The organism is Chitinophagales bacterium, assembly GCA_040877935.1.
Taxonomy (GTDB): Bacteria; Bacteroidota; Bacteroidia; order Chitinophagales; family CAIOSU01; genus JBBDNB01.
Genome location: JBBDNB010000057.1, coordinates 127,813 through 153,235 on the forward strand (window position 1 = coordinate 127,813; position 25,423 = coordinate 153,235).

23 protein-coding genes and 1 tRNA gene are annotated in these 25,423 nt (G+C 40.5%); 15 read left to right on the plus strand and 9 right to left on the minus strand.

Annotated elements, in window-relative coordinates; genetic code table 11:
- Positions 1-36 precede the first annotated feature (36 nt).
- From WD048_16015 to WD048_16025, 3 genes are all read right to left on the minus strand, one after another.
- On the minus strand, positions 37-789 hold the full coding sequence (locus WD048_16015) for a succinate dehydrogenase/fumarate reductase iron-sulfur subunit (GenBank protein ID MEX0813725.1): 753 nt from the start codon (positions 787-789) through the stop codon (positions 37-39).
- Between the two features lie 316 nt (positions 790-1,105).
- Positions 1,106-3,106: a fumarate reductase/succinate dehydrogenase flavoprotein subunit gene (locus WD048_16020; GenBank protein ID MEX0813726.1), complete on the minus strand. Its 2,001-nt coding sequence runs from the start codon at positions 3,104-3,106 to the stop codon at positions 1,106-1,108.
- A gap of 76 nt (positions 3,107-3,182) precedes the next feature.
- A complete protein-coding gene (locus WD048_16025; GenBank protein MEX0813727.1) occupies positions 3,183-3,872 on the minus strand; it encodes a succinate dehydrogenase cytochrome b subunit in 690 nt (229 codons plus the stop codon).
- A 478-nt stretch (positions 3,873-4,350) separates the two neighbouring features.
- On the opposite strand from WD048_16025, the gene WD048_16030 reads away from it, so the two are divergent.
- Positions 4,351-4,950, plus strand: a complete 600-nt coding sequence (locus WD048_16030) for a hypothetical protein (GenBank protein ID MEX0813728.1) — start codon at positions 4,351-4,353, stop codon at positions 4,948-4,950.
- 129 nt (positions 4,951-5,079) lie between these two features.
- On the opposite strand, the gene WD048_16035 is transcribed toward WD048_16030, so the two are convergent.
- On the minus strand, positions 5,080-8,502 hold the full coding sequence (locus WD048_16035; GenBank protein MEX0813729.1) for a zinc-dependent metalloprotease: 3,423 nt from the start codon (positions 8,500-8,502) through the stop codon (positions 5,080-5,082).
- 174 nt (positions 8,503-8,676) lie between these two features.
- Between WD048_16035 and WD048_16040 the strand changes: the two genes are divergently transcribed.
- Positions 8,677-10,119: a hypothetical protein gene (locus WD048_16040; protein ID MEX0813730.1), complete on the plus strand. Its 1,443-nt coding sequence runs from the start codon at positions 8,677-8,679 to the stop codon at positions 10,117-10,119.
- Between the two features lies 1 nt (position 10,120).
- Here the strand turns inward: WD048_16040 and WD048_16045 are convergent, their stop codons facing one another.
- Positions 10,121-11,848 carry a plastocyanin/azurin family copper-binding protein gene (locus WD048_16045; protein MEX0813731.1) on the minus strand — a complete coding sequence of 576 codons (1,728 nt, stop codon included), beginning with the start codon at positions 11,846-11,848 and terminating at the stop codon, positions 10,121-10,123.
- A gap of 454 nt (positions 11,849-12,302) precedes the next feature.
- Here WD048_16045 and WD048_16050 point away from each other — a divergent pair, with 454 nt between their 5' ends.
- Together WD048_16050 and WD048_16055 are read left to right on the plus strand one after the other, a co-directional pair.
- On the plus strand, positions 12,303-13,133 hold the full coding sequence (locus WD048_16050) for a virulence RhuM family protein (protein MEX0813732.1): 831 nt from the start codon (positions 12,303-12,305) through the stop codon (positions 13,131-13,133).
- Positions 13,130-13,303, plus strand: coding sequence for a hypothetical protein (locus WD048_16055; protein ID MEX0813733.1), 174 nt, complete (start codon positions 13,130-13,132; stop codon positions 13,301-13,303). Before WD048_16050 ends, WD048_16055 begins: the two co-directional genes overlap by 4 nt.
- Positions 13,304-13,525: 222 nt before the next feature.
- Here the strand turns inward: WD048_16055 and WD048_16060 are convergent, their stop codons facing one another.
- Positions 13,526-14,110 carry a D-sedoheptulose 7-phosphate isomerase gene (locus WD048_16060; protein ID MEX0813734.1) on the minus strand — a complete coding sequence of 195 codons (585 nt, stop codon included), beginning with the start codon at positions 14,108-14,110 and terminating at the stop codon, positions 13,526-13,528.
- A gap of 111 nt (positions 14,111-14,221) precedes the next feature.
- Here WD048_16060 and WD048_16065 point away from each other — a divergent pair, with 111 nt between their 5' ends.
- The 6 genes from WD048_16065 (at position 14,222) to WD048_16090 (ending at position 20,783) form a co-directional block, all read left to right on the plus strand.
- Positions 14,222-15,280, plus strand: coding sequence for an NAD-dependent epimerase/dehydratase family protein (locus WD048_16065; protein ID MEX0813735.1), 1,059 nt, complete (start codon positions 14,222-14,224; stop codon positions 15,278-15,280).
- Complete coding sequence (locus tag WD048_16070; GenBank protein ID MEX0813736.1) at positions 15,273-16,553, plus strand: glycosyltransferase; 1,281 nt, start codon at positions 15,273-15,275, stop codon at positions 16,551-16,553. Before WD048_16065 ends, WD048_16070 begins: the two co-directional genes overlap by 8 nt.
- Positions 16,554-16,671: 118 nt before the next feature.
- A complete protein-coding gene (locus tag WD048_16075; GenBank protein MEX0813737.1) occupies positions 16,672-17,691 on the plus strand; it encodes an endonuclease/exonuclease/phosphatase family protein in 1,020 nt (339 codons plus the stop codon).
- 129 nt (positions 17,692-17,820) lie between these two features.
- On the plus strand, positions 17,821-18,156 hold the full coding sequence (locus WD048_16080; GenBank protein ID MEX0813738.1) for a type II toxin-antitoxin system RelE/ParE family toxin: 336 nt from the start codon (positions 17,821-17,823) through the stop codon (positions 18,154-18,156).
- Between the two features lie 2 nt (positions 18,157-18,158).
- Positions 18,159-18,470: a helix-turn-helix transcriptional regulator gene (locus tag WD048_16085; protein MEX0813739.1), complete on the plus strand. Its 312-nt coding sequence runs from the start codon at positions 18,159-18,161 to the stop codon at positions 18,468-18,470.
- Positions 18,471-18,662: 192 nt separating this feature from the next.
- Entirely contained in the window at positions 18,663-20,783 is a 2,121-nt protein-coding gene (locus WD048_16090; protein ID MEX0813740.1) for a penicillin acylase family protein, read from the plus strand.
- Position 20,784: 1 nt separating this feature from the next.
- Here WD048_16090 and WD048_16095 read toward each other — a convergent pair whose 3' ends face one another.
- Entirely contained in the window at positions 20,785-21,282 is a 498-nt protein-coding gene (locus tag WD048_16095) for a DUF3368 domain-containing protein (protein MEX0813741.1), read from the minus strand.
- Complete coding sequence (locus WD048_16100; GenBank protein ID MEX0813742.1) at positions 21,283-21,522, minus strand: UPF0175 family protein; 240 nt, start codon at positions 21,520-21,522, stop codon at positions 21,283-21,285.
- 164 nt (positions 21,523-21,686) lie between these two features.
- Between WD048_16100 and pxpA the strand changes: the two genes are divergently transcribed.
- From pxpA to WD048_16120, 4 genes are all read left to right on the plus strand, one after another.
- On the plus strand, positions 21,687-22,448 hold the full coding sequence (gene pxpA / locus WD048_16105; protein ID MEX0813743.1) for a 5-oxoprolinase subunit PxpA: 762 nt from the start codon (positions 21,687-21,689) through the stop codon (positions 22,446-22,448).
- Positions 22,445-23,164 (plus strand): 5-oxoprolinase subunit PxpB, encoded by a 720-nt coding sequence (gene pxpB / locus WD048_16110; protein MEX0813744.1) that lies wholly within the window; start codon positions 22,445-22,447, stop codon positions 23,162-23,164. Before pxpA ends, pxpB begins: the two co-directional genes overlap by 4 nt.
- Positions 23,157-24,011, plus strand: a complete 855-nt coding sequence (locus WD048_16115) for a biotin-dependent carboxyltransferase family protein (GenBank protein MEX0813745.1) — start codon at positions 23,157-23,159, stop codon at positions 24,009-24,011. Before pxpB ends, WD048_16115 begins: the two co-directional genes overlap by 8 nt.
- Before the next feature lie 78 nt (positions 24,012-24,089).
- Positions 24,090-24,176: transfer RNA gene (locus WD048_16120), tRNA-Ser, on the plus strand.
- 104 nt (positions 24,177-24,280) lie between these two features.
- Here WD048_16120 and WD048_16125 read toward each other — a convergent pair.
- Entirely contained in the window at positions 24,281-24,493 is a 213-nt protein-coding gene (locus WD048_16125; GenBank protein MEX0813746.1) for a (4Fe-4S)-binding protein, read from the minus strand.
- Between the two features lie 332 nt (positions 24,494-24,825).
- Between WD048_16125 and WD048_16130 the strand changes: the two genes are divergently transcribed.
- On the plus strand, positions 24,826-25,353 hold the full coding sequence (locus WD048_16130) for a hypothetical protein (GenBank protein MEX0813747.1): 528 nt from the start codon (positions 24,826-24,828) through the stop codon (positions 25,351-25,353).
- The last annotated feature ends 70 nt before the right edge of the window (positions 25,354-25,423 follow it).

The following is a 25,423-nucleotide window of genomic DNA, read 5'->3' on the forward strand; positions in this document are numbered from 1 at the left end:
CCCCCTACACTTTTTGCAATTCAGTTTTTCATCCCTTTATTCCTCCGATACAACAGTGGCTTTATAGAACTCGCGGTTCATACGTGCGATGTTTTCCAGGGAAATTCCTTTCGGACATTCCGCTTCACAGGCACCGGTATTGGTACAGCTACCAAATCCTTCCTTGTCCATTTGGCCAACCATGCTCAGCACTCGTTTTTCTGCTTCAATCTTTCCCTGTGGCAATAGTGCCAACTGACTGATCTTGGCAGAAACAAACAATGAAGCCGATGAATTTTTGCAAGCTGCAACACAGGCACCACAACCTATACAGGTGGCTGCATCAAAAGCCTTATCGGCATTTTCTTTTTGCACTGGAAGTGCATTGGCATCCTGGCTGTTTCCACTGGTGTTTACGGAAACATAACCTCCTGCCTGGATAATGCGGTCAAATGAAGAACGATCTACTACCAGGTCTTTAATTACGGGAAAAGCTTTGGCCCTCCAGGGTTCAATATATATGGTATCGCCATCTTTAAAACTGCGCATATGCAACTGACAGGTGGTGATCAGCTCGCCCGGCCCATGTGGCCTGCCATTGATAAACATACTACAGGATCCACAAATCCCTTCACGACAATCGTGATCAAAAGCTATTGGGTCATCCCCTTTATTGATCAGTTGCTCGTTGAGCACATCCATCATTTCCAGAAAAGACATATCGGGGGAAATATCACTAAGCTGGTATTCAGCCATTTTTCCATTGTCTTCTGTATTTTTCTGTCTCCAAACTTTTAGTGTCAAATTCATTGCTGTGTTATTTTAGTTGACTAGCAAACTGCTTGATTAGTTGACTAGTATTTATTTCAGTTTATTTAAAAAGCTGTTCAGCATTTTTGATTCTTTGTACGATTTAACCCTGACAATGAAAATCTCCATTTCATGATAAGTTATTGATTTTCATTCGTCAAATTATGCAATTACTTTTCAATTGCATAATGCGGGTTTAAATATGGTAATATAATTTATTAGTTATTAAATGAAATTCGTTATTGTCATTTATTTGCCAACAAGTAAACGAATCATCTAGTAAACTAAATCTCTAGTCAACTAGTCTGCTAATCAACTACTTATAACTCCTCTGTTTCAGTTCAATATTTTCGTACGTCAATTCTTCTTTATTCAATTTAGGCTGCTCGGGTGTTCCCGTATATTCCCAGGCAGATACAAAAGTATATTCAGCATCATTCCTCTTGGCCTCTCCTTCTTCTGTTTGTGATTCTTCACGGAAGTGCCCGCCACAGGATTCATTTCTGTTCAATGCATCTATGCACATCAGCTCTCCCAATTCGAGGAAATCTGCAACACGACCGGCTTTTTCCAATTCTGGATTGAACTCATTCAGCTCGCCTGAGACTTTTACATCTTCCCAAAATTCCTTTCTCAATTTTTGAATTTCTGAAATGGCCTTTTTCAAGCCTTCTTCATTTCTGGCCATTCCGCAATATTCCCACATGATGTGTCCCAGTGCTTTGTGGAAAAAATCTACGCTGCGTTTTCCATTGATGGCGGAAAGTTTTTCAAGACGGGCTTTCACTTCATTTTCAGCTTCGTCAAATTCGGCAGTATTAGTTGGTATTTCACCAGTTCTGATATCATCCGCCAGATAATCACCAATGGTATAGGGGATCACAAAATAACCATCGGCCAGTCCCTGCATCAATGCAGAAGCACCAAGCCTGTTGGCTCCGTGATCGGAAAAATTGGCCTCGCCACAGGCAAAACAGCCGGGAATGGTGGTCATTAAATTGTAATCTACCCAAATGCCGCCCATAGTATAATGCACTGCAGGGTAAATTTTCATAGGTGTTACGTATGGATTGTCGTCCGTGATTTTTTCATACATCTGAAACAAGTTGCCGTATTTGGCTTTTACTACTTCTGTCCCCAACTCTTTTACCAGCGCCTTGTCATCGGGATTCAATCCTTTGGTGTTGGCTTCGATTTTTCCGTAGCGCTCAATGGCCGCAGCAAAATCCAAGAAAACTGCCTGTCCTGTTTTGTTCACGCCAAAGCCAGCATCACATCTTTCTTTGGCCGCTCTGGAGGCAACATCACGAGGTACTAAATTTCCAAAAGCTGGATATCTTCTTTCCAAATAATAATCGCGATCTTCTTCTTTTATTTTTTCAGGCTTTACTGATCCATTTCTGATTCCTTCAACATCTTCCTTGTTTTTGGGCACCCAAATTCTTCCATCGTTTCTCAAGGATTCCGACATCAAAGTCAATTTTGACTGATAGTCACCAGATACGGGAATGCAAGTTGGGTGGATTTGCGTAAAACATGGATTGGCAAAATAGGCACCTTTTTTATGTGCTTTCCAGGTAGCCGTTACGTTTGAGCCCATTGCATTGGTCGAAAGGAAAAACACGTTTCCATATCCACCGGAGCACAATACCACGGCATGACCTGAATGTCTTTCTATTTCTCCAGTAATTAAATTCCTTGCGATTATACCTCTGGCTTTACCGTCCACTTTTACTATGTCTAGCATTTCGTGGCGATTGTACATTTTTATTTTTCCCTTGGAAATTTGACGGGACATGGCCGAGTATGCACCCAGCAACAATTGCTGTCCGGTTTGTCCTTTGGCATAAAAAGTTCTTGAAACTTGAACACCACCGAAAGAACGATTGTCCAACAAGCCACCGTATTCCCTGGCAAATGGCACGCCCTGTGCTACACATTGATCGATAATGTTTGCAGAAACTTCTGCCAATCTGTAAACATTGGCTTCGCGAGAGCGGTAGTCGCCACCTTTTACGGTGTCGTAAAACAAGCGATAGGTGGAATCCCCGTCATTCTGGTAATTCTTGGCTGCATTGATTCCGCCCTGTGCTGCAATGGAGTGCGCCCTGCGCGGAGAATCCTGGAAGCAGAATGATTTTACATTGTAGCCCAATTCTGCAAGCGAAGCGGCAGCAGAAGCTCCGGCCAGCCCTGTACCTATTACGATTATATCAATTGAGCGTTTATTGGCCGGATTGACCAGTCGGATATTGTTTTTATGATTGGTCCATTTTTTATCTATCGGGCCTTCGGGAATTTTTGAATTTAAACTCATTTGCTTGTTTTTTCATTTATCGCCCGGTGTTTGTTTCCGGGTTGTAAATCTGTAATTTTTTGTTCAATTGCCGACTTTAATTAAAAAGCAGTTGGCCTATGGGATTTCCCAAATATAAATTCACCGGGATAAGCGCAAATGCCACCGGTATGATCACTGCGAACAACAAACCGAATTTTTTGATCAGCGGACTGTATTTTGAATGGTTGATGCCCAGGGTCTGGAAGCCACTTTGGAATCCATGCACCAGGTGAAACCCGATGGGGATCATAGCCAGCACATAAACCACTACATACCACAACTTGTCAAAAGAGAACATTACCGCTGCATACAGGTCTTTGTTGCCATTGGCATCCATCTCCAGACCGCCAAAATGTGTTTTGTACCAGAAATTGGAAAGGTGCAAAACAATAAAAGCCAGGATCAGCGTACCGAGGATGCCCATGTTGCGGGAAGACCAAAGGCTGTTTTCACTGGCTTTGCTGTAGTTGTATTTTACAGGTCTTGCAGCTCTGTTTTTTCTTGACAAGATTGCTGCATCTACCACGTGAAGGATAACACTTGCAAAGGTGACAATAGACAGAATCCTAATCACCGGATTGCTGGTCATGAATTTTGCATATTCATTGAATTGCAGGCGTCCGGCTTCTCCGGGTATGAACAATTGCAGATTGCCGGCCAGGTGACCGATCAGAAAGACACACAGGAAAAGCCCTGTCAATGCCATCCAAAGTTTTTTACCAATAGTACTGTTGACCAAACTCATCTTTTGTTTTTTTACACTGCTGCAAAATTACCTTATTAATACAAAAACCACCAACAATGTTGAGGATAAGTGAGTAGTTAAGAATGGGTCTAAATAAGTTTGATTTTTTGGCAAGGAGGGGCTTGGTAATTTGAGGTTGCTTTACTGCTGGGGAAACAGGAGTGGGGGCTTTTGGTAAACGTGAGTCATCCGATGACTATGGCTCATAGACTATTCTACAGTATTTTGAGTTTAGAAAGATCAATTGGGTGCAGTCATCGGATGACTATGGCATGGTCTTTTTCTTGAATACTCCTACTGCAGCAAGAATTACTTTCTAATCAGATGTGGGCAGTCATCGATTTTATGTCGACTGATTACTGAAACTGTTATTCAATACAAATCAATCAAATGACTTTCTTTTAATTGGGGAGTTGAAGGATATTTTCAATTCTTTAGCTAGCTATGTTAAATATCAAAATATACTTATCTTCAAATCATGCGATTTACTGACAACGAGATTTACCATATATACAACCGTGGCAATAACAAGCAAACTGTATTCTTCAAAAGAGAGAATTATTTATACTTTTTAAGGAAGGTTAGAAAACATCTTATGCCACATTGTGGTTTGCTGGCATATTGTCTAATGCCCAATCATTTTCATTTTTTGGTTTATACCAGTAAGAATATTGATGGTGTTTCTAAAAATCGCCCGATAAATAAGGAAAAGTCGCAACATCCTATTTCAATGGCTATTGCTGTTATACTCAGATCTTACACACGTGCAATTCAAAAACAGCAAAACGTTACAGGGTCTGTCTTTCAACAAAAAACAAAAGCCAAAGCATTGAATTCATCTGATGAAAATTATCCTTTCATATGTTTCAACTATATACATCAAAACCCGATGAGGGCAGGTCTTGTAAAGCGTTTGGAGGATTGGGAGTTCTCATCTTTTCGAGATTATGCGGGTTTGAGGAGCGGAACCCTTTGCAATTGCAATTTGGCAATGCAGCTTATAGGTTTTGATGAAAATAAATTCATGGAGGAATCCTATGCTGTGATTGATGAAGCTCATATTGAACGGCTTTGGTAAACGTGAGTCATCCGATGACTATGGCTCATAAGCTATTCGCAGTATTTTGAGTTTGGAATCATCAATTGGGTGCAGTCATCGGATGACTCTCCAAAACAGGATTGCAAGTCCTGGATTGAAAAACTTGGCTTATCTTTTCACGAAACGCAGTACCTGGTTGTATTTTTGATTTTCCTGAGCAGATATCCTCATTAGGTATATCCCGGAACTAAAATCAGTCAAAGGGATACTGATGGTTTTTTCTCCTTTCTCCATTAAATGTTGAGCGAGCTCTTTGCCAATCACATCAAACAACTGTATTGTAATTGGTATTGCTGCTACTTCAGAAGGGATTTCAATGTTAATATATCCATCGGCAGGATTCGGGTATATTTTAATTTCAGATTGTTCGGGCAGGTCAATATTGTTTGCCGAACATTCGGAAACCGGGATAATTTCATCTGTACTGAAACATTGCCTGTTGCCGTAGTTTGTAGCTGTGACCTCCACATTTTGAGAGGAGGGAAAAGGACCGATATACACATTTGGTTCGTTCATGCTTGCATAGAATGTGTCATTGCTCACATTATTGGTTATTTCAAAAAGATAACCGATTGTGTTTCCGGTAATACTGCCCTTGATCCAGTATTCGGTCTGATTATTTGCGGAATTCAATATACAGGTGTCGGTGTAATTCAATTCAGGAGTGCTGCAATAGGCACTGGTACAACCTGTGTTAAAAGTTTTGCTTATGGAACAACCACCATCAATGGCAAAGTCAACAATGATGTCGGTGCCATTGGGGAATGGACCAAGTGTTTTTGTTCCCGGAGCATTGAATGATACAAAGTCGGCATTGTAGTCATTGGTGGCGGTAAATGTATTGGATTGGGCATTGGAATGTAACTCTATTTCGATGTAGAAATTCTGTGAATCGTTATTAAGGCAAACAGGCGTAATGCGTGCATCAGGAACAGGTTCAATGGTAATCTCATATCCCCCCAGCATTTGATATACAGCAGGAGTGGATGGGTCATTGTCATGATCGCAAATTGCATAGGCAAAATAAACCTGTGTTTCGGGTAAGCCAGTGGAGGGATTGGAATTAAGCGTTGGCCCATTGTAGCCAGGCAAATCATCTGGTTCCTCAGGATAAGTATTTACTCCCTGCATTTCTATAGGCCGGTCAGTCCAAATAATTTCTGAAAACAAACTGGCATCCGATATGCCCAGATCGGGAAAACCACCTGAAAGTGTGCTGCCAGAACAAATGGACTCACTACCTCCTGTAAAAGTACTGCTGACACATTCGTTTTGTGGTGTACATGCAGGGCAGTCAGGTTTTTTAACCACAAAACTTTTTTCACAGTCAAAAAAACTTAGAACGCTAAAGCTTATATCGCTTCCCGTGCTTCCACAGGTTTCTACCGGAAGCGGGTTTGGGGTTACATCATCCAAAGGACAGGCCGGGACAATTTCATAGATACAATCCATATCCCCGTTAATGATATAGGATATTGAAGGTGCTTCTGGAAAAGGAGCCGGGTCGTGCAGGGTTACTGTACCCAGGGGGATATAACCATTCGGCACGCCATTTCCACTGGTGTCACAGCCCAGCGAAGTATAGATAAAAACATTGCTTCCAAATCCACAGCCATCTCCGTCATAGGTATAATCCCGGTTTTCATCAAATGGCACTGAGCGCTCAGGGTCTGAAAAGTAATAGATATCATTTACATATCCATTGGGGTCAAAAAGACTGATGAGCGTATTTTCATAGTATTGAAATCCATCCTCAAAATTGTAGTCGGGACAAGGTGTAAGTACATTCATGTTGCCTCCTGAAAATGCCACGCCCGGGCACTGTCCGGGAGTCATTTCGCAACGATACTGGGCTGTATCAATACGTGAGCAGGGCTGGCTGCAGCATGGACCTACCACAGTGGAATCGAAATCAACTGTATAGACAATTTCTCCAGAAACCGTAGTGGGAAAAGTAGGATTGCTATGTGGAGTAAAAGTGATGTAATCATCACAGTTGGCAGCAAGGTCGGCTGCTGAAAATTCGGGGCCGGGGCCGGTATCACAATCCCCGTTTTTCAAGTACCTGGCCAATAATTGTTCAGGAGTCAGGTAGGACAGGACAACCACTTTTCCACCCATTTGTTTGGTACCGCTGGTACTGCAATTGATGTTAAGCCAATATTCAATGGTGTCCGGTTTGCAGATGGGTGAATTGCCGCTTACAACAGCTTTTGCAGGAAATTCAACCAATGGGCCGGTCAGGCTTCCTATGTGCCATGAATATTCGGTTGTAGGGCTTACGTTTGTATTGTAATTCCAGTTTTGGGTGTACTGATTTAGATTAATGGTGTCTGTACCGCAAATGCGCAAAGTATCATGTGGGATATTGATGAGCAGTGCTGCACAGGCCAGTGCTCCCTGATTGCATTTGGATTCACCATTCAGTACTCCGCCTGTTGAATTGCATGGAGGATTAAGGTTATTTGCAAAGGGCAGCAAGTTTTCAGCCTGTTTGAGATACAGCTTCATATAGGCTACTTGTTCATGTGTAAAGTTTACGGTCCAGGGCTTGCTGCTGTAATCCATAAAATTGGTCCACATTATAGTATTGCCACAATGTGTGACAACTTCGTTTTGAACATAATTGGGCACACCCGCTCCGGGACCGGAACTCGGGCGTCCATGCAAGGGGGTGTCTGAAAAACCATCATCTATGCCACAGAAAGTTGCGGGCGTTAAAAGATTCCAATTTGCAATATTGGTTTTGCCCCAGATATGTGAAAGTCCTAATAAATGTCCAATTTCGTGGGTCAAGGTCGTTCCTAAATTAACTATAGGGTTTGTTATCAGGCCTCCCGGAATAAAAGCATTGTCATCAATTCTGACTCCTACTCCTGAATGAAAAAGATTACGGGCATAGCCCAGAAGACCTCCTCCGGCTATTCCAATACCATAGTTTCCGATATATAGGTTTAGGTACTGACAACGATTTTTTATCGGTGAAGCTACCATATCTTGTCCGCTGATTATCCTGTTGTTAGGATCAATCACTGTAGCATTAAAAGGCGCCATGTTTAAATTCACACGGTTCAGGTCATTATTGTTCCAGCAAAATTGAATACAGGTATTGGCACTTGCACTTCCATTGGCCCAGAATTGATCCTGAACCCTGTTTAGATTTGGATGTGTCCCCTGGTAGTGCATATTCAGTTGATCTATGGCAGTTTGTATTTCTGCTGTTGTAAAATTATTGTCACCAGCTACATTTGCATTGCCTCCATTGTGTAGAATATGGATGTAGAGGGGGATGATACGTATGCCATCGGGGCAGCTTGCCGTTGCGGGTGTGCTGCGTTTACTTTGTTGTTTTACTGCAAGTTCTGCCGCAGCTCTTTGGTGTGCAAGTTGGTACAGTGCATATGCCTCGGGTTCTTCTGCTTTAAATTCTGCTTCTAACTGATCGTACAGACATGGAGCCTGAAAAGTGTTTTCCTGGGCAGGAAGCAAAGAAACAAATACTGCCAGAAGTGTAATCAAAATGCTTTTCATAACCTGGTTTTTTTAGTGAGGATTTTAAAAAATCAATAGGACCTAATGGTAATAGTTGGAAATACTGAATTTTGGTTTTTCCATTTAATTTAGTCAAAATTACACTATGTATTAAGCACTTGATCAAAACAATTTTTCGGGATTGTGAGGAAAACAAATTAAAAACTACTGAGTATGAAAAAATTAAAAGCCTTGCGTTTATTGAAATCCCTGAACAATTCTGAGCGGCAGCAATTGCGAAATGTGATAAAAAAGCAGAATCGACATAGCCTCGAAAAATTGCTGAATATTGCATTATCCTCATTGAGTAAGGACCAAATATTGCCCGAAAAGCCTGATTTGTTTCAGAAAGTTTTCAAAAGTGAATATAATTCCGGGAAGGATTATCTGTTGAGAAATGAGATAAGATTACTCACTGAAAAAATACATGGCTTGCTTGAGGAAAGCAGCTATACCAATGAACTGAAAAATAACCCTGCATTACAACAGTATCATTTGCTTAAATCATACCGAGAGCGTGGTTTGTTGAGTGAGTATGAAAGTCTTTACTACAAATCGTTGAAAATTGCCCATGAACAATATGATTTTTTCAATGCACATCGCATCAACCGGGATTACTTCAATTACCTGATGAGCTGTCGGGAATTAAATGCAGATGTTTTTAATGAAACGCATCGGTTGTTGACAGAGGATATTGATAATATTAAAACCTGGTACCGTACACAAACAGCACTGAACCAGCAGGGCAAAGTTGCCATGGAAGATTTCCTGAATTCATATGGCGTTCGTCTAAAGCAAACTAATATTGGCCCCGACAAGGATATAGAAAGAATTTCCAATAACTATATAGAGTTTATAGAGCAAGTTGGAAATTATCACCAGGCAAGCGGAAACGAAAAAATTGCTTTTGCACATAAAGCATTGAAGAATATACTCAAATTGAAAGTTGTTTATCCGCTAAAAGTAGTGGATGCCTATGCAATTTTGGCCGGAAGCTATATGCTTGAGGGAAAATGGAGCAAAGCTGCAAAATACCATAAAGAGGGACTTGATTTTGCCTCTGAAAAGAAACTACAGGTCAGGTTGGATGTTCTGTTCAATTATTGCAGCACGCTGATGAAATTGAGGAAATACAAGATAGTCATTGATTTGATTAAAAAATACCAAAAAGAGATAGACAAAAATCAGCGGGTTCATTTCAGGTTTAAGGGATTGCTGTGTTTTTGCCATATTTTCAATAATGATTATGATGGAGTACTATCAGAAATTCCCCGGCAATTGGGCAAAAGGCCGGAATCCGAATACCAGTATTTTCGCTTTATCTATTGCATATTGCCCTATATGCTTAAGGATTATGAATCAGGCATCAGGGAGACAGATAATTTTATCAGGTACTTTCACCGAAAGGGGAAGGAAAAATTGAGTTTTTATAATAACATAGAACTGGCGCAAATCTTTAAGTTGTTTTATCAGGCACTTATCGTTTCTAGTGATAAAAAAACATTGAAAACAGCATTGCAAAAATGCAGGGATATGCTTGAGGCATTTAACAAAGCAAACCCTGTTTTAGCTGACAGGTTGTACAATATTTGGCTTGCAAATAAACTTCAGGCTTGAATCATTTTACAAGCAACTTAAAACTCGTCCTTCCATTTTTAGAATAAATATTCAAAAAGTACAAACCTGCGGCAGCATCAAGTGAAACAGAAGTGTTTTTTTGCTGTACCTGTATTTGTGGCAAAATCACTTTGCCCGAAAGGTCGGTGACTTCATAATGGATGTTTCCGGAGATGTCTTTTACTTCAAGTACAAAATCACCAGAACTGGGATTGGGGTAAACTGCAATTTTTTCTATCAGTGTATTTTCATCAATTCCGATTACAGTAATATTTACACAATCGGAAGTATCGCTGCAATTGTTCTTGTTGATGGCTACTGCATAATTTCCACTTGTACTTGCGGTAAAAGCCTGTCCCGTTTCACCCTGGATTTCAGTATTGTTGTCGCAATCCAGCCATTGATAGGTGGCTCCGGTTTCATTGGCAGTAGCAGTGATATTGTTCATATTGACTGTTTTGTCAATTTGCTCAACAGTTAATGTTGTTGTGATCGTGCTGTCGCAGCCCATTGAACTGGTGAGCAGGCTGGTATAAACTGAATCTGTCATACCAATATTCCCATCGGGAAAAGTATAGGATTCGCCCTGGCAAATGCTGACATCCTCTGCCAAACTATAAATTTGGGCTATCACAATGGTGTCCGAGGCGGATGCAGCCGGGCATCCACCTGAAGCTACGATTTCATTGGTAACGATATAGGTTCCTAATGCACTGGAAGATATATTGACAGTTCCGGTAGCTGCATCAATAATTAATCCGGCAGAACTTGAAAAATTGCCTGCACTTGCACCGCTGTCTAATGTAATTGTAGCTATGCCTGCTCCCGGGCCGCCACAAAAGGGCGATCCTGTATAGCTAAATCCTGCATCTGGTGTGGTATTGATCACAATATCAAAATAGGCGGTGTCCGGACAAACGCCCAGGGTTCTGTACATTACTTCATAATTACCGGCACCGCTGGCTTGCAGGTCTATTTCACCTGTAGTTGAATTTATGGATAAATTATTGTCTCCGGAAAATACGCCTCCGCTTGTGCCATTGATGGTAGGAGTGGGGTCACTTCCTGTCAGGCAAAAGAAGCCACTGCTGTAGCTGAAGGAAGCATCGTCTTTCGGCAATACGTTTACGGTAACGGAGTCTTCAACGGTATTGGCACTGCCATCTAATCGTGCATAGTAGGTTGTAGTAGCTCCCGGATTGACCACAAGTGGATTGGTTGTATCCAGGTTATTTCCGTTTCCTCCCGGCCCATCATACCAGGTGAGGGTAGCGCCATCGCCTTCCACAACTCCATGTGCAGTAAGTGTTACGCTTGTTTCGGGGCAAACATCATTCACATCTGCTGTAACGGAATCTATCTCTGAAGGAGTTGCAGGAGCTAACACTGTAATTACCCCGGTCATGCCCGCAAATAAATGAGGGTCGCAGTGATAATCATAATTTCCAGCTATAGAGAATACAAATGTATAAGTCCAGCCAGATCCTACTGAATTGCCAAAAGATTCGGGGTTGGAGGGATAAGATCCTGTGGTGCCATTTACATTGTGACTTCCCGAAACATTGGTCCATCTTACCGTATCCCCTACATTTATGGTGACACTATCAGGGTCGAAATAATTGCTCCCTACTTCAATGTCAATCAAATCCTGGCTATAAGCAAAGTTGTAGCTTGCTATAATCAATACAAGCTGAATCAATACAGAAAATAGAGTAACTGTTGGTTTCATATCTGTTGTTTTTTTTGATTTTATAAGCAAGTGGTTTTAATTGAAGTTATAAAATTTCATTTAAACTATCGCGAAACGATAGGATTCCGATTCCTACAGTCAGATGCCTTGCTCTAATGAAAACCCGAAATGAAAATTTCAATATGTTAGTCAATGGATAGAATTATCAGCCAGCGGCTGACAAAGTTTCCACTCGCAGGATGCGAGCGGAGGCAGGGAAGTTGGTTTTTGAAAATGTAATTGTCAAATGACAATTTTGCTATAGTTTTATTCAAATTTCTTATCTTGGAAGTATGAGGATTAAAGAGCTTGCCTTTCCCCAATTCACGAGAATACGATGAGCATTTCCATGAAAAAAGGGAGGGTTACTATCTTTAGCTTGAATTAAACAAAATTTAGCCTACATTTTCCGTGAGTATTGAATATCCCGGGCTAAAAGTCAATTCATTATACAATGGAAGAAAACAAATCCCAAATCATCATTTATCAAACGGAGGACGGAGAAACAAAATTAGACGTTCGCTTTCAGGATGAAACCGTTTGGCTTACTCAAAAATTGATGGCGGAATTATTCCAAACTTCGGTTCCCAATGTAAACATGCATCTCAAAAACATATTTGAAGAAGGTGAATTGGAGGAAAATCGAACTATTAAGGATTTCTTAATAGTTCAAAAAGAAGGAGGCCGAGAGGTAAAAAGAAAGCAGGTTTTTTACAGCCTTGATGCCATTATTTCAGTCGGATATCGCATAAAATCGCATATAGCAACCAAATTCAGGCAATGGGCAACCAAGCACCTGCGAGAATACATTGTGAAAGGATTTGTACTTGATGACGAACGCTTGAAAAACCCTGATTTACCGTTTGATTATTTTGAAGAATTGGAAAAGCGAATACAAGATATTCGTACTTCAGAGAAACGGTTTTATCGGAAAATCACGGACATTTATGCAACAAGTGTTGATTATGACCCCACTTTGGATATTAGCATTGAGTTTTTCAAAACTGTTCAGAACAAACTACATTGGGCAATTACAGGCCAAACGGCAGCAGAGATAATTAGTGAAAGAGCAGATAGCTCCAAAGATAATATGGGGTTAACGACTTGGAGAGGTTCTCAAATCAGAAAGACAGATGTGTCTATTGCAAAAAATTATCTCAATGAAGAAGAATTATCTGCACTGAACAATTTAGTTGAACAGTATCTGATTTTTGCACAAGGGCAGGCACAGAGAAGAGTGCCAATGTATATGAAAGATTGGGTTGAAAAATTAAATGGGATTTGAAACTAAACGACCGAGAAATATTGAAAAATACAGGTAGTATATCTCACGAATTAGGAAAAGCAAATGCAGAGCGAGAATACGGGAAATTTAAAGAGAATAGGCAAAAAACCATAGGAGAAGGAGACTTTGAAAAAGCAATTAGAAAGATAGAAATCAAGAAACGAAAATAGTACCAAAGTGAAAGCTGTACTCATTGCCAAAGCACTGGCCATGGAATAAAAATATATGATCCTTCAGGGATTATTGTCGATGGTTAAAAAAATCAGCTCTTTTTTACCAGTTTTACATCAATTAAATATTTATAATTAACAATGCTAAAAGTCCGAATCATCGAATAACTTTCATTCCTGTTTTGACATACTATCCAACAATGGGTCATGACCCATTGGAGATTACCCAAACAAAGCACCCTCCACCCATTCGCACAAAATATGCCCGAGCAGGATGTGGCCTTCCTGAATGCGGGGCGTGTCCTGCGATGGGATTTTTATTAAGAAGTCGCAGTACTCTTCCATTGGGCCGTTGAATGCCCCGGTAAATCCGGCAGTAGTCATGCCTTTCATTTTGGCTTTTTCCAATGCTTTTATCACGTTTTCGGAATTGCCCGAAGTGGAGAGCCCAATCAAAATATCGCCTTTTTTGCCCTGGGCTTCTATCAGTCGGCTATAGACTTGCCCGAATGAATAATCATTGGCGGTAGCGGTGAGGTATGAAGTGTTTACGTGCAGAGCTTCAGCGTGAAGTGGCTTGCGGTCTAAATAAAATCGTCCGCTTAGTTCTGCGGCCAGATGTTGGGCATCTGCGGCACTTCCGCCATTTCCACAAAAAAGTACTTTTCCGCCTTTTTCATAGCATTGTTTGATTTGCGCGCCCAGTTCTTGAAGGGTTTCCAGCAGTTCTGTTTCTTTGAGCAGCGCATTTTTTACTTTTTGTGCTGCATTGATTTTCTCCACAGCCAATACTTTCAATTCTATCATAACACATTGCTTTGATGATTGCTTTATGAGATTATAATGATGCCTAAAATTCTTAGCTTTGCCAAATCCCAAGCGGAAGAACAAAGTAAATCATTTCAATCAAATTTATTCATGAAGAAGTTTCATTTAGTTTCAGGTGCCTGTGGATTTGTGGGGCGAAATCTGACCAAACGCCTTTACAACACTACGGATGCAACATTGATAATTGTGGACGATCTTTCTGTTGGACTACATCCATCGGAATGGTTACAGGATTTTCAATCGAAAAAAGTAAAGGATGCCGAGCTAATTGGTGCAGACGAGCGCATTTGGTTTTTCAAGCAGGATTTCAGGAAATTTCTCAGGGATTTAATGGAAAATGGCAATTTTTTGAAGAACGATTACGGATTGGAAATTGAGACTTTCAATGATGTTTTTCATTTTGCGGCCATAGTAGGAGGGCGTGCTAAAATTGATGGCGACCCCATGATGGTGGCACTCGATTTGGCCATTGATGCCGAATTTTTCTATTGGGTCTGCCGCCACAAGCCAGACAGGGTTTTGTTCCCAAGTTCCAGTGCTGCTTACCCTGTTGATTTGCAAACTGATAAAGATGCAGTAGCATTGAAAGAAAGTGATATCAATTTCCACAGCAACCTCGGACAGCCCGATATGACTTATGGTTGGTCAAAATTGACTGGCGAATATCTGGCGCAGATTGCTGCTGAATATTATGGCATTTCCGTGGCCTGTGTGCGTCCTTTCTCCGGTTATGGAGAAGACCAGGATTTGTCCTATCCCGTTCCGGCCATTGCAGCCCGAGCAGCAGCCAAGGAAGATCCCTTCGAGGTTTGGGGCAGCGGAAAGCAAGGCCGCGATTTTGTGCATATTGACGACTGTATTGATGCAATCCTAATGGCATTGGACAATATTTCCGATGGCAGGGCTATAAATATCGGTCAGGGCAGATTGACTAGTTTTCTTGAGATTATAGAATACTTTACAAAATTCGCAGGGTACAAACCCGAAATCAAACCGCTGCTGGACAAGCCTGTAGGCGTTCATTCGCGCTATTCCAATATGGATTATGTGAAAAATGAATTTGGTTGGGAGCCTAAAATTTCCATTGAAGAAGGCCTGCGCAGGGTGTATGACAAAGCGGTAGAAAATCTGGAGAAAAAAAATGCCTGATAAGACAATCGTATGTTTTGGGCCAGGGCCGCAGTTTAAGGGCGGTATTTCCAATTACAATACTTCGCTGGCGAAATCATTGGCCAAGCAGCCCAATACCAAAGTGCATATCGTTTCCTGGACACAGCAATATCCCGCCATCATTCCCCGAGATTTTATCGATAAGGCCAGTAAAAAGGATTTGCTGGAAGGAACCGGCATCACGGTAGATTACCTGACCAATTACAACAATCCACTGAGCTGGAAGAAGACTTGTGATTTTATAAAATCATTGAATCCAGATAAGGTGATTTTTCAATGGGCCATTGCCCTGCAAGGTTTGCCAATGGGTTGGATGGCGCGTTGGCTGATGCGCAATACCAATATCGAAGTGCTTTTTGATGTGCATTTGGTCAAACAGAAAGAGGCCAGTTCAATCGATAATTTCTTTTTGAAATACGGATTGGAAAAAGCCCACAGCTATATCGTACATTCCCTGAAAAGCGCAGAAGAATTGGAGGAATTGTATCCCAATCAAAAATTCAATATTACGGAGACGGGTGAAAGATCTTCTGGCGAAACGCGAACGGTCATTAAATTGTACCACCCGATTTACGATATGTTTCAGCCCGACCCCAATTTTGACCTGGAAGCAGTGAAAAAGGAATTGGGCCTGAAAAAGCATGTGTTTCTCTTTTTTGGATTTATCAGAAAATACAAGGGCCTGCACCAGTTGATTCCTGCATTTGCAAAAGTGGCTGCAAAACGGGACGATGTTTCTTTGTTGATCGTGGGCGAATCTTTTTGGAATACGCTGGACAAAACAAAATGGAGCACGCGATTAAAAAAATCCTTGTTTGGTCTGGCGAAATCCCTTGTGCTAAAAAAGGGCGACAATGAGGAAGATTACAATCCGCTGGCATTGATCGATGAATACAAATTACAGGACAAAACAGTAGTCATCAATGAATTTGTGCCCAATGAGGATGTACACAAATATTTTCAGGTAGCAGATGCCATTTGCAATTATTATTTGGTGGCAACGCCTTCGGGCGTGGAGTCCATCGCCTATAATTTTCATCTGCCGGTATTGGCCACGGCTGTCGGGCATTTTCCCGAAACGGTAAAGCCGGGCTTCAATGGCTATTTGGCCGAGCCTGAAAACATTGATTCCATGGCGGAGCAGATGCTGAAATTCATTGACCATCCCATTGATCGCAAAAACGTGAAAGTTACGGCCGATCAGTTCAGTTGGGAGAATTACGCTAAGGCAGTATTGGTGCAGAGCTTTTAAATAATTATCGAATTTAGGTTACCAATATAAAGCAGTAAATAAGCCTAAAAACATTAACTTGTCATCGATTTATACAGGACTTCTTACTTTGTAAACGAGCTGCTAAATGTTATATAGATTGATACTGTTTTTACTACTTTTTATTCTGATTGTCTTTGCAGTTATAGTAGTATTTTACTTTTGGAGCAGTTCTGGAAGTGTAGATCAGTCCCAATATTCCCAGGTCATCAAGTGGGAAAATAAGGAGCAGGGCAGGAATGAGCTTGTAGAAAACAGGACTTATATGATAATCAGCTACAATATTGGCTATTTATCGGGAATGAGCAATAATCTTGCAGTGGAGCGCAAGTCTGAATTATTTGAATCCAATCTTGAAAATGTAAATGCGGAGATAAATAAGCTGCAACCTGATTTTATCGCTTTCCAGGAAATAGATTACAGGGCTAAAAGATCGTATAATATTGATCAGTTGGAGGCCATTGCCGGTAATACGGGTTTTGCCTATGCTGCCCGGCAGATCAATTGGGACAAAAACTATCTGCCGTTTCCCTATTGGCCACCCAAATTCCATTTTGGAAAGCTGCTTTCCGGGCAGGCTGTTTTGAGTCGTTACCCGGTTCTCGAGGACAAACGCATTGTATTGCAAATGCCGGAAATGCCTTATTACCGCGAGGCTTTTTATATCGACCGCTTATTGCAAATCACTAAAATTGATATTGATGGACAGCCATTGATTCTGATGAATGTACACCTAGAAGCCTATGATCAGAATACAAGGGTGGCACAGGCCAAAAAGGTTTTGGGCTATTTCAGGCAATATGCCAAAGATTACCCGGTGATACTGGCAGGTGATTTCAATAGTGACCCGATATATAGCGATGTGCCCGGACAAAAACAGGAACCAACAATCAGTTTTTTCCTGGATACCGAAGATTTGGAAGCCGCATCCTTAGCTTATTATCCTATTGAAAAGGAAAAGGTAAAAGCTACTTTTCCGGCAGACAATCCGGATGTTAAACTGGATTATATTTTTTACACCGCTGATCGAATCGAGAAAATTGATTTTAAGGTCTTGGAAGATTTTGGCACTGCCTCTGATCATTTGCCGGTGATGATGGAGTTTAGGTTTAAACCCTGATTCTTTAGACTTACAACAACACAACACCTTCCAAAGCTATTGTTTTCACACCTAAATTTTGCGGCAGGATAAAATTTAAAAAATTTGTTTCTTAATTAGGAAACTTATATCTTTAACAAAAGCATTGATATGACAGAAAAATTCAAGGTTGAGTTTTCTGAAGAAGTGTTGATTTTTCTTGATAAACTGGAAGAAAAAGCAAGGGATAAAATTCTTTTCAATATTGATAAATCTAAGGTCAAGGACGACAGTAAACTTTTCAAAAAACTAACCAGTGAGATTTGGGAATTTCGAACGCTGTACAATAAAAAACAATACAGATTATTTGCTTTTTGGGACAAGACTGACAAACAAATAACAATTGTAGTTGCGACTCACGGGATAGTTAAGAAAACCCAGAAAACTCCAAAAAAGGAAATAGAAAAAGCCACTCAAATAATGCTTGAATATTTTAAAAATAAATAGTTATGAAAACATACAGTTTTGATGAAGTGAAAGATCGATACCTCGGAAAAAGAGGGACTAAAAAACGTGAAATATATGAATACGAGCTGAGAATGGATTTGATTGGTGAAGCCATAAAAAATGCTCGTAAAGAAAGAAATCTGACCCAGGAACAATTGGGGAAGATGGTCGGTGTTCAAAAAGCTCAAATATCCAAAATAGAGAACCACTTAACTGATGCTCGTTTTGATACAATCTTGAAAGTATTTAAAGCATTAAATGCCAAAATCAACTTTCAGGTAGAATTATTGAACCAAAACATGAAGTTGACATAAATATTACGTGCTATATGATGAAGCATACACGGGGCGTAATTAGCTCCGCTTAGCTGCGGTAGGAAAGGGCAGACAAGAAAGTGCTTCAAAATCACACACTTGTTTTAGGGCGAATCATTATTTTTTCGCCTATCATCCAACCATTTTAACTTTTCAATTGTCTTGATAAAAAACCTAAGTAAATTACCGTAAATGAAGATGCTAAAGCTATTGCTTTCCCTAACTGTTTTTATTCTATTATTTCCCCAAATTTCCCAAGCCAAAAAGAACCTTCCGCAATGGACGGAAGTCGATAAAAGCCAGATCGATATTGTCCGCGATTCTTTTGGAGTGCCGCATATTTTTGCGCCCACCGACAAACAGGTGGTTTACGGGCTTGCCTGGACCACCTGCGAAGATGATTTTGAAACCCTGCAATGGTCGATCCTTGCATCCAAAGCCATGCTGGGCATGCACCTGGGAGAAGAGGGAGCGCGAATAGATTATGCCGTGCAATTGCTGCGTGCCCGGGAAGTGGTTGATGAAAAATATGAAACCGATCTCAGTCCTGAATTCAGGGATATGATTGCTGCTTATGCGCAGGCCGTCAATCAATATGCCAGCGAAAACCCCAAAAAGGTATTTGTCAAAAGAGCCTTTCCGGTTGAGCCCAAGGATATGGCAGTGGGTTTTGTGCTTTCAATGTCGCTGATGTCAGGTATTGACAAAGTGCTTACCAGCATTCTTGATGGCACAATAGTGAAAAAAATTCCTGACGAGGGCGTGGGCTCCAATGCCTTTGCCTTTAATTCTAAAATGACCAAAGACGGGAATACCTACCTGGCGGTAAATTCGCATCAGCCACTGGAAGGGCCGCTTTCCTGGTATGAAGTGCATTTGTGTTCTGAAGAAGGCTGGAACATCATTGGCGGAACATTTCACGGTGGGCCGGCCGTTTTTCACGGCACCAATGAATACCTCGGCTGGGCGCACACGGTCAATTATTTCGACCTGACTGATGTGTATAAACTGAGAATGCATCCCGAAGAAAAAAACAAGTATTATTTTGATGGGGAATGGCTGGAGCTGGAAGAGGAAAAAGCCAAAATGCGCGTAAAAATATTTCCAAATTTCGGTTTGAAGATTCCGGTGAAAAGGAAAATCTGGAACAGCGTGTATGGCCCAACCTTAAAAACGGATCATGGGGTTTATTCCATCAGAATGGCTGGGAATATGAGGCTTGGCGCTGCCGAGCAATGGTACCGGATGAACAAGACAAAGAACTTCAGCGAGTTTAGAGATGTACTGGATATGCAGCAGCAGAGCCGAATGACCATTGTATATGCCGATAAATACGACACCATTTACAATCTGAGCAATGGTCTGGTGCCCATTCGAAATCCAAATTACGATTGGCAAAAAGTTTTGCCCGGAGATACTTCCGCTACTTTGTGGACCGAATTCCATCCGGTAGAAGACCTGCCGCAATTGCTCAACCCTGAATGTGGGTTTTTGTACAATTCCAATAATTCAGCTTTTCACCTGAGCAAAGAAGAATGCGACCTTGACCCCGCTGATTACGATCCTACAATGGGTTTTGATCTGCGCATTACAAACAGGGGAGAGCGCATCAAGGAATTGATAAAAAATTATGACGGTGTGGATTGGCAGGATTTTATGGACATCAAGTACGATTTAAAATATCCCAGCGATACGATGGTTTTTCACAGACCCATTTCCATTCAACAGATTATGACCCTGAAGCCTGAACGATATCCTAAAGTTGCTGAGGGCTTGCGCTTGATTCAAAGCTGGGACAGAAAATTTAACAAAGAAAATCGGGCGGCAGCATTATTGACCCTTAGCATGTTGAAAATGTACAAGAGTTCCGGCAAACCTATGGAAACCATTGCGGTGGATAGAATAGCAAATCGTGAATGGATTTTGGAAAATCTGGAAGCAGCCCAAAATCACATGAAGCAATATTTCGGCAGAATAGATGTGCCGCTTGGCGATTGGTTTAAGTTGGAAAGGGGAGGAGAGGAATACCCAATTAGCGGAGGCCCTGATGTAATTCGTGCGGCTTATCCCAGGGCCTATGGAGATGAAGGGAAGTACCGCTCCTGGGTGGGCGATTCCTATATCCAAATGGTGAAATTTACCAAAGACGGGCCTGAACTTCATACGGTGAGTCCTTTTGGCGCATCAAATACACCGGGCAGTCCACACTATACCGATCAAATGCCTTTGTACTCTAAAATGAAACACAAAAAAATGACTTTTGATAAGGAAGCCATTTATAAGGCTGCTGAAGCTATTTATCAACCGAATTAATTTATTGTTGATATTTTTCATCTATTTCTTGAAGAATTCTGTTGTATAATTTATCGCTTAGCCAGAAACCAGCATCATTTCTAAGTTTGTCTATAATTGGTCTCACTTTATCGATAAACCCTTTTTCTTTACATTTAATCAGAACGCCAAGCAAACCAATTGTATTTAAGCCGTAATCCTTTGCTATTCTTGTTCCAATTTTTTCATCTATCAACAAATATTCAGCATTCATTTCCTGAGCTAGAATAATTGCTTCAGACTCACCCCTATCTAAAACATTTAAAAGAACTGATAGGCCTTCTTTATTTTTTGGGAAATTAATGGTTATCCAATTGGCTTTTCGGTATGCTTCTATATCTATATTAAAGGTTTCTAAAGCTCTAATTTCTTTATTTACAAAAGGAGGGATTATTATACTGCCAAACATTTTTTTTAAAAGGTCTAGCTCGCCAATTTGAATTAGATTGGATACAGTAGAAGTATCGCTGATTATTACCAATTATTTAATGTTTTTAATAGTATTTAAGTCCTGTTCAAATTCTTCAACATCATAGTGAATTGGAATTTTCCTTTTTCCGAGTTCTTTTTGGAATTGAGATTGATGTAAACCGGCTATTTCGCTGGCTTGACCTAGAGTGACACTTTCTCTTTGAAATAAAATCAAAGCGAGTTCTAACAATACTACATCATGAGTCAACCCTGATTTTTCTAATAGTTGATTTGGTATTTCAATCCTCATTTTAATAGCATTTAAGGCATTTAATTAAAACAATAACAATATAGCTAAGTTCCACTTAAAAAATTATAAACTCATTTTGACCGAACTACAAAAATACAATATTGAGAAATTTGTTGCTATAAAATGATTTATTATTATCTTTTTGCAACGCAAATTACACAGCAATGTCAAAAGCATCAAAAAGGCATCCCAAATTAAGCATAGACCTGAATGCCGACCTGGGAGAGGGCAGCGGAAACGATCATTTGTTGCTGCCCTTGATCAGCAGTTGTAATGTGTGTTGCGGGGCACATGCCGGCAATATTGACGACATAGAGGAAACCATCTGCAATGCACTTGAGCACAAGGTAAAAGTCGGGGCACATCCTTCTTTTCCCGACCGGGATAATTTTGGCAGGAAAATATTGACCATTGAAGACAAAGCGCTTTTTGACAGCCTGCTTGAGCAAATAACATGTGTAGAACAAATGCTCAAAAGATCGGGCAAAAAATTGAATCATGTAAAATTACACGGTGCATTGTATCATTTGAGCAATTCTGATTTTAAAACAGCAAATCTTGTTTGTGAATTGATTAAAAATCAGTTCAACCATTGTAAAATCTATGCACCTTTTGGTTCACTCATGGCTGAAATTGCCCAGGAAAAAGGACTTGAAACCAGCTATGAAGTTTTTGCCGACCGCAATTATAATGATGACCTGGATTTATTGAACAGAAGTCACAAACAGGCAGTTATTCACGATCCACAAAATGTTACCGACCATGTATTGCGCATGGTTAAAGACCAACAAGTAAAAACCATAAACGGAACATTGCGTTCAATTCGGGCGGAAACAGTTTGTGTGCATGGAGACAATCCGGCTGCCCTGCAATTGCTCAGGCATTTGAAAGCTGCTTTATTACAGGAAAATATTACTGTTGTATGAGTTTTTCGCTGAAATACAGACAAGTTTCTCCATATATTTTTGAAATTATCTGGCCTGCTGAAATCAGTGAAGCCATACTTTTTGACATTTTAAAATTGAAAAATGCCATTGAAAAAGCAGCGGATATTCCAGTGCAAAATATGCGCATCACCTATCATCATTTGAGTTTGGCTTTTGATGATGCGATTGATTTCAAAAAGCTGAAAAGCAGTATTGAAAAGCTTTATGCTAAAAAGGAAAAATTTCAGATAGGAGAAAGAAAATGCTGGGAAATTCCCGTTTTGTACGAGGGAAAGGATTTGGCGGAATTTGCAAAAACAAAAAAACTTCCCAAACAAGAGCTGATAGCACTGCACAGCAGCAGGGATTATCTCTTGTATTTTTTCGGCTTCTTGCCGGGTTTTATGTACCTCGGTGGACTTGATGCCCGATTGCATCAAGCAAGAAAAGCGGTGCCCGATCGAAAAATTGAAAAAGGCAGTGTGGCCATTGGTGGCAAGCAAACAGGGGTTTATCCGTTGGACAGTCCCGGTGGCTGGCATGTGATTGGGCAGACTCCAATCAAAATTTTTGAGCTCAATGCCAATCAACATGTTTTTGCCCGTGCAGGAGATATAATCCGTTTTAGCGCTATTGAGTTCAATGAATTTTCAGAGATAGAATCATTGGTACAGCAAGGCAAATACAAAATTAAAAGCAAGGTGGTCAATGGCTAAAGCGCACATTTTAAAAGCCGGATTTTACAGCAGCATTCAGGATATGGGGCGTTTTGAATATGCCCACCTGGGAGTGCCGGTTTCCGGGGCGATGGATATGACAGCTTTCAGATTGGCCAATCATTTGCTGAGAAACAATGCCGATGCAGCATGTCTGGAAATTACGCTAAAAGGACCACACGTTGCTTTTGAAGCAGCCACACAAATTGTGGTAACAGGGGCTCAGGCAGAAATAAAAATCAATGAAAGAAGCATAGCCATTAATCAGCCGGCAAGTGTTAAACCCGGTGATGTGCTTAAAATCGGTGCTGCACATATTGGCGTGCGTCTTTATCTGGGCATAAAAGGGGGATTTCTTACAGAAAAAGTATTGGGCAGCCGCAGTTTTTATCTGGGCATTACGCAACAGCAAAAATTAGAGAAAGGAAATATTTTACATTACACGGAAAATGAAAAACCCATTGAGCCATCGAATGCACATGTTCAGCCCAATAGGGATAATGTAAAAGCACAAAATTTGAAATTTTACCCCGGCCCGGAATGGCAACAACTTACCCAAAAGCAACAAGAAACCATTAAGTCACAGACTTTTAGCATTTCACCACAGCAAAATCGGATGGGCATACAACTGAAAGAATCTTTGCCCAATCAACTGAATGAAATTCTCACAGCCCCCGTATATCCCGGAACGGTGCAGCTTACTCCCTCTGGTAAATTGATCATTTTGATGCGCGATGCGCAGGTGAGTGGCGGCTATCCCAGAATTCTTCAAATGCAAGAAAATTCAATTGATGTATTGGCTCAGATAAGGGCAGGTGATTCATTTTGGTTTAAAATTACAGGGTAAATCATCTTGATAAAGTATTTCTCTCAAAAATACCGAGGCGGTCTTTTGCAAAATGAAATCTATTCGTATGTTTGCACCGGAGAGTTGGCAGAGTGGTCGATTGCGGTGGTCTTGAAAACCATTGACCTGTAACAGGGTCCGGGGGTTCGAATCCCTCACTCTCCGCATAGAAATTTCCCAATGCTTTGTTTTTCAAGGTATTGGGTTTTTTATTGGAATGATTTTCCCGACATCGAAAAGACTGTGCTTTTTCACCAAAAATGTACAGTTTATTTATCTACCTTATAGCTCAAAGCTCCCGAGGGGCATTTGTTGATCTGGCTTATTAATTGCTCAGTACTGGCATTTTCTACTGAGATCCAGGGTTTTGCTTTGGGGTTGTAAACCTTGGGCAGTGTTTTGACGCATACGCCAGAATGCTGACATTTTTTGGGTTGCCAAATTACAGTGATTTCTCCATTGGAATAATGTTTCTTTTCCATGATCTTGGGGTTTTACATGAATTATAAAGGTTATCAGACAATAGACAGTAAGATACGTATAATTTTTGAAAAAATATAACAAGAAAGAAAGAGAGCATTGGAAATTGAAGTATCATGTTTTGGCTAAAGTTAGGAGGGATTTCTACAGGATTCTTTATCGTCAATCGCATCTGTGATATTCACATGCATACCCTGTTTTTATTTTATACGGATATTTCATTTTGATTAAGCTGCTCTTGTTTTAACAATTTCTTTATGATTTTTTTTGCTTGTTGTTAACTATTTTGGTTTTTATTGTGTTAGATTTAGACACAGTAAAATGAAACAGCCTTATGAACACGAATTCTTTAAAATTTCAGGTATTGGAGTGGTTGTTTGAGTCTTATATGGAGCAACCAGATACTTACAAAAACATCAATGATTTTCTAGAGCAAAAAGGCATTAGCTCGGAAACATCCATGATAAGCTTTGGCTATGCGCTTAAAGCAGCCGGTTTTTTGAAGAATGCATCAGCCTGTAATTCTGAAGGTGCATTTATGGCTTGTATCAGTGTGAATGGTATTGATTTTGTTTCTACTGCTGTGAAAGATGAGACCCGGCAATTGATCCGTTTTGCCATAGAGGAAGACACAAATGGTTTCTTACCGCTCAATGATCATTTGAAATTGATTCCTGGCAATAGCGAATATGCAAGCGATATTTCTAAATATTTGAAAGAGAACAATCTGTCCGAAATCAAGAAAGAAGACGGACAATACTACTTTAAACTTTCAGAACTGGCCTTTATCATTTTCAACAACCGTCCCGGAAAATGGGATTCGAAAGAAGGAGAGTCGGGAGTGAATAGGAAGTTTGCATAGGTTTTTTTAAATTCCATTTTGATCTTTCCAAAGACCATTATTTGGAGTATTTTGATCTTTCCAAAAACCA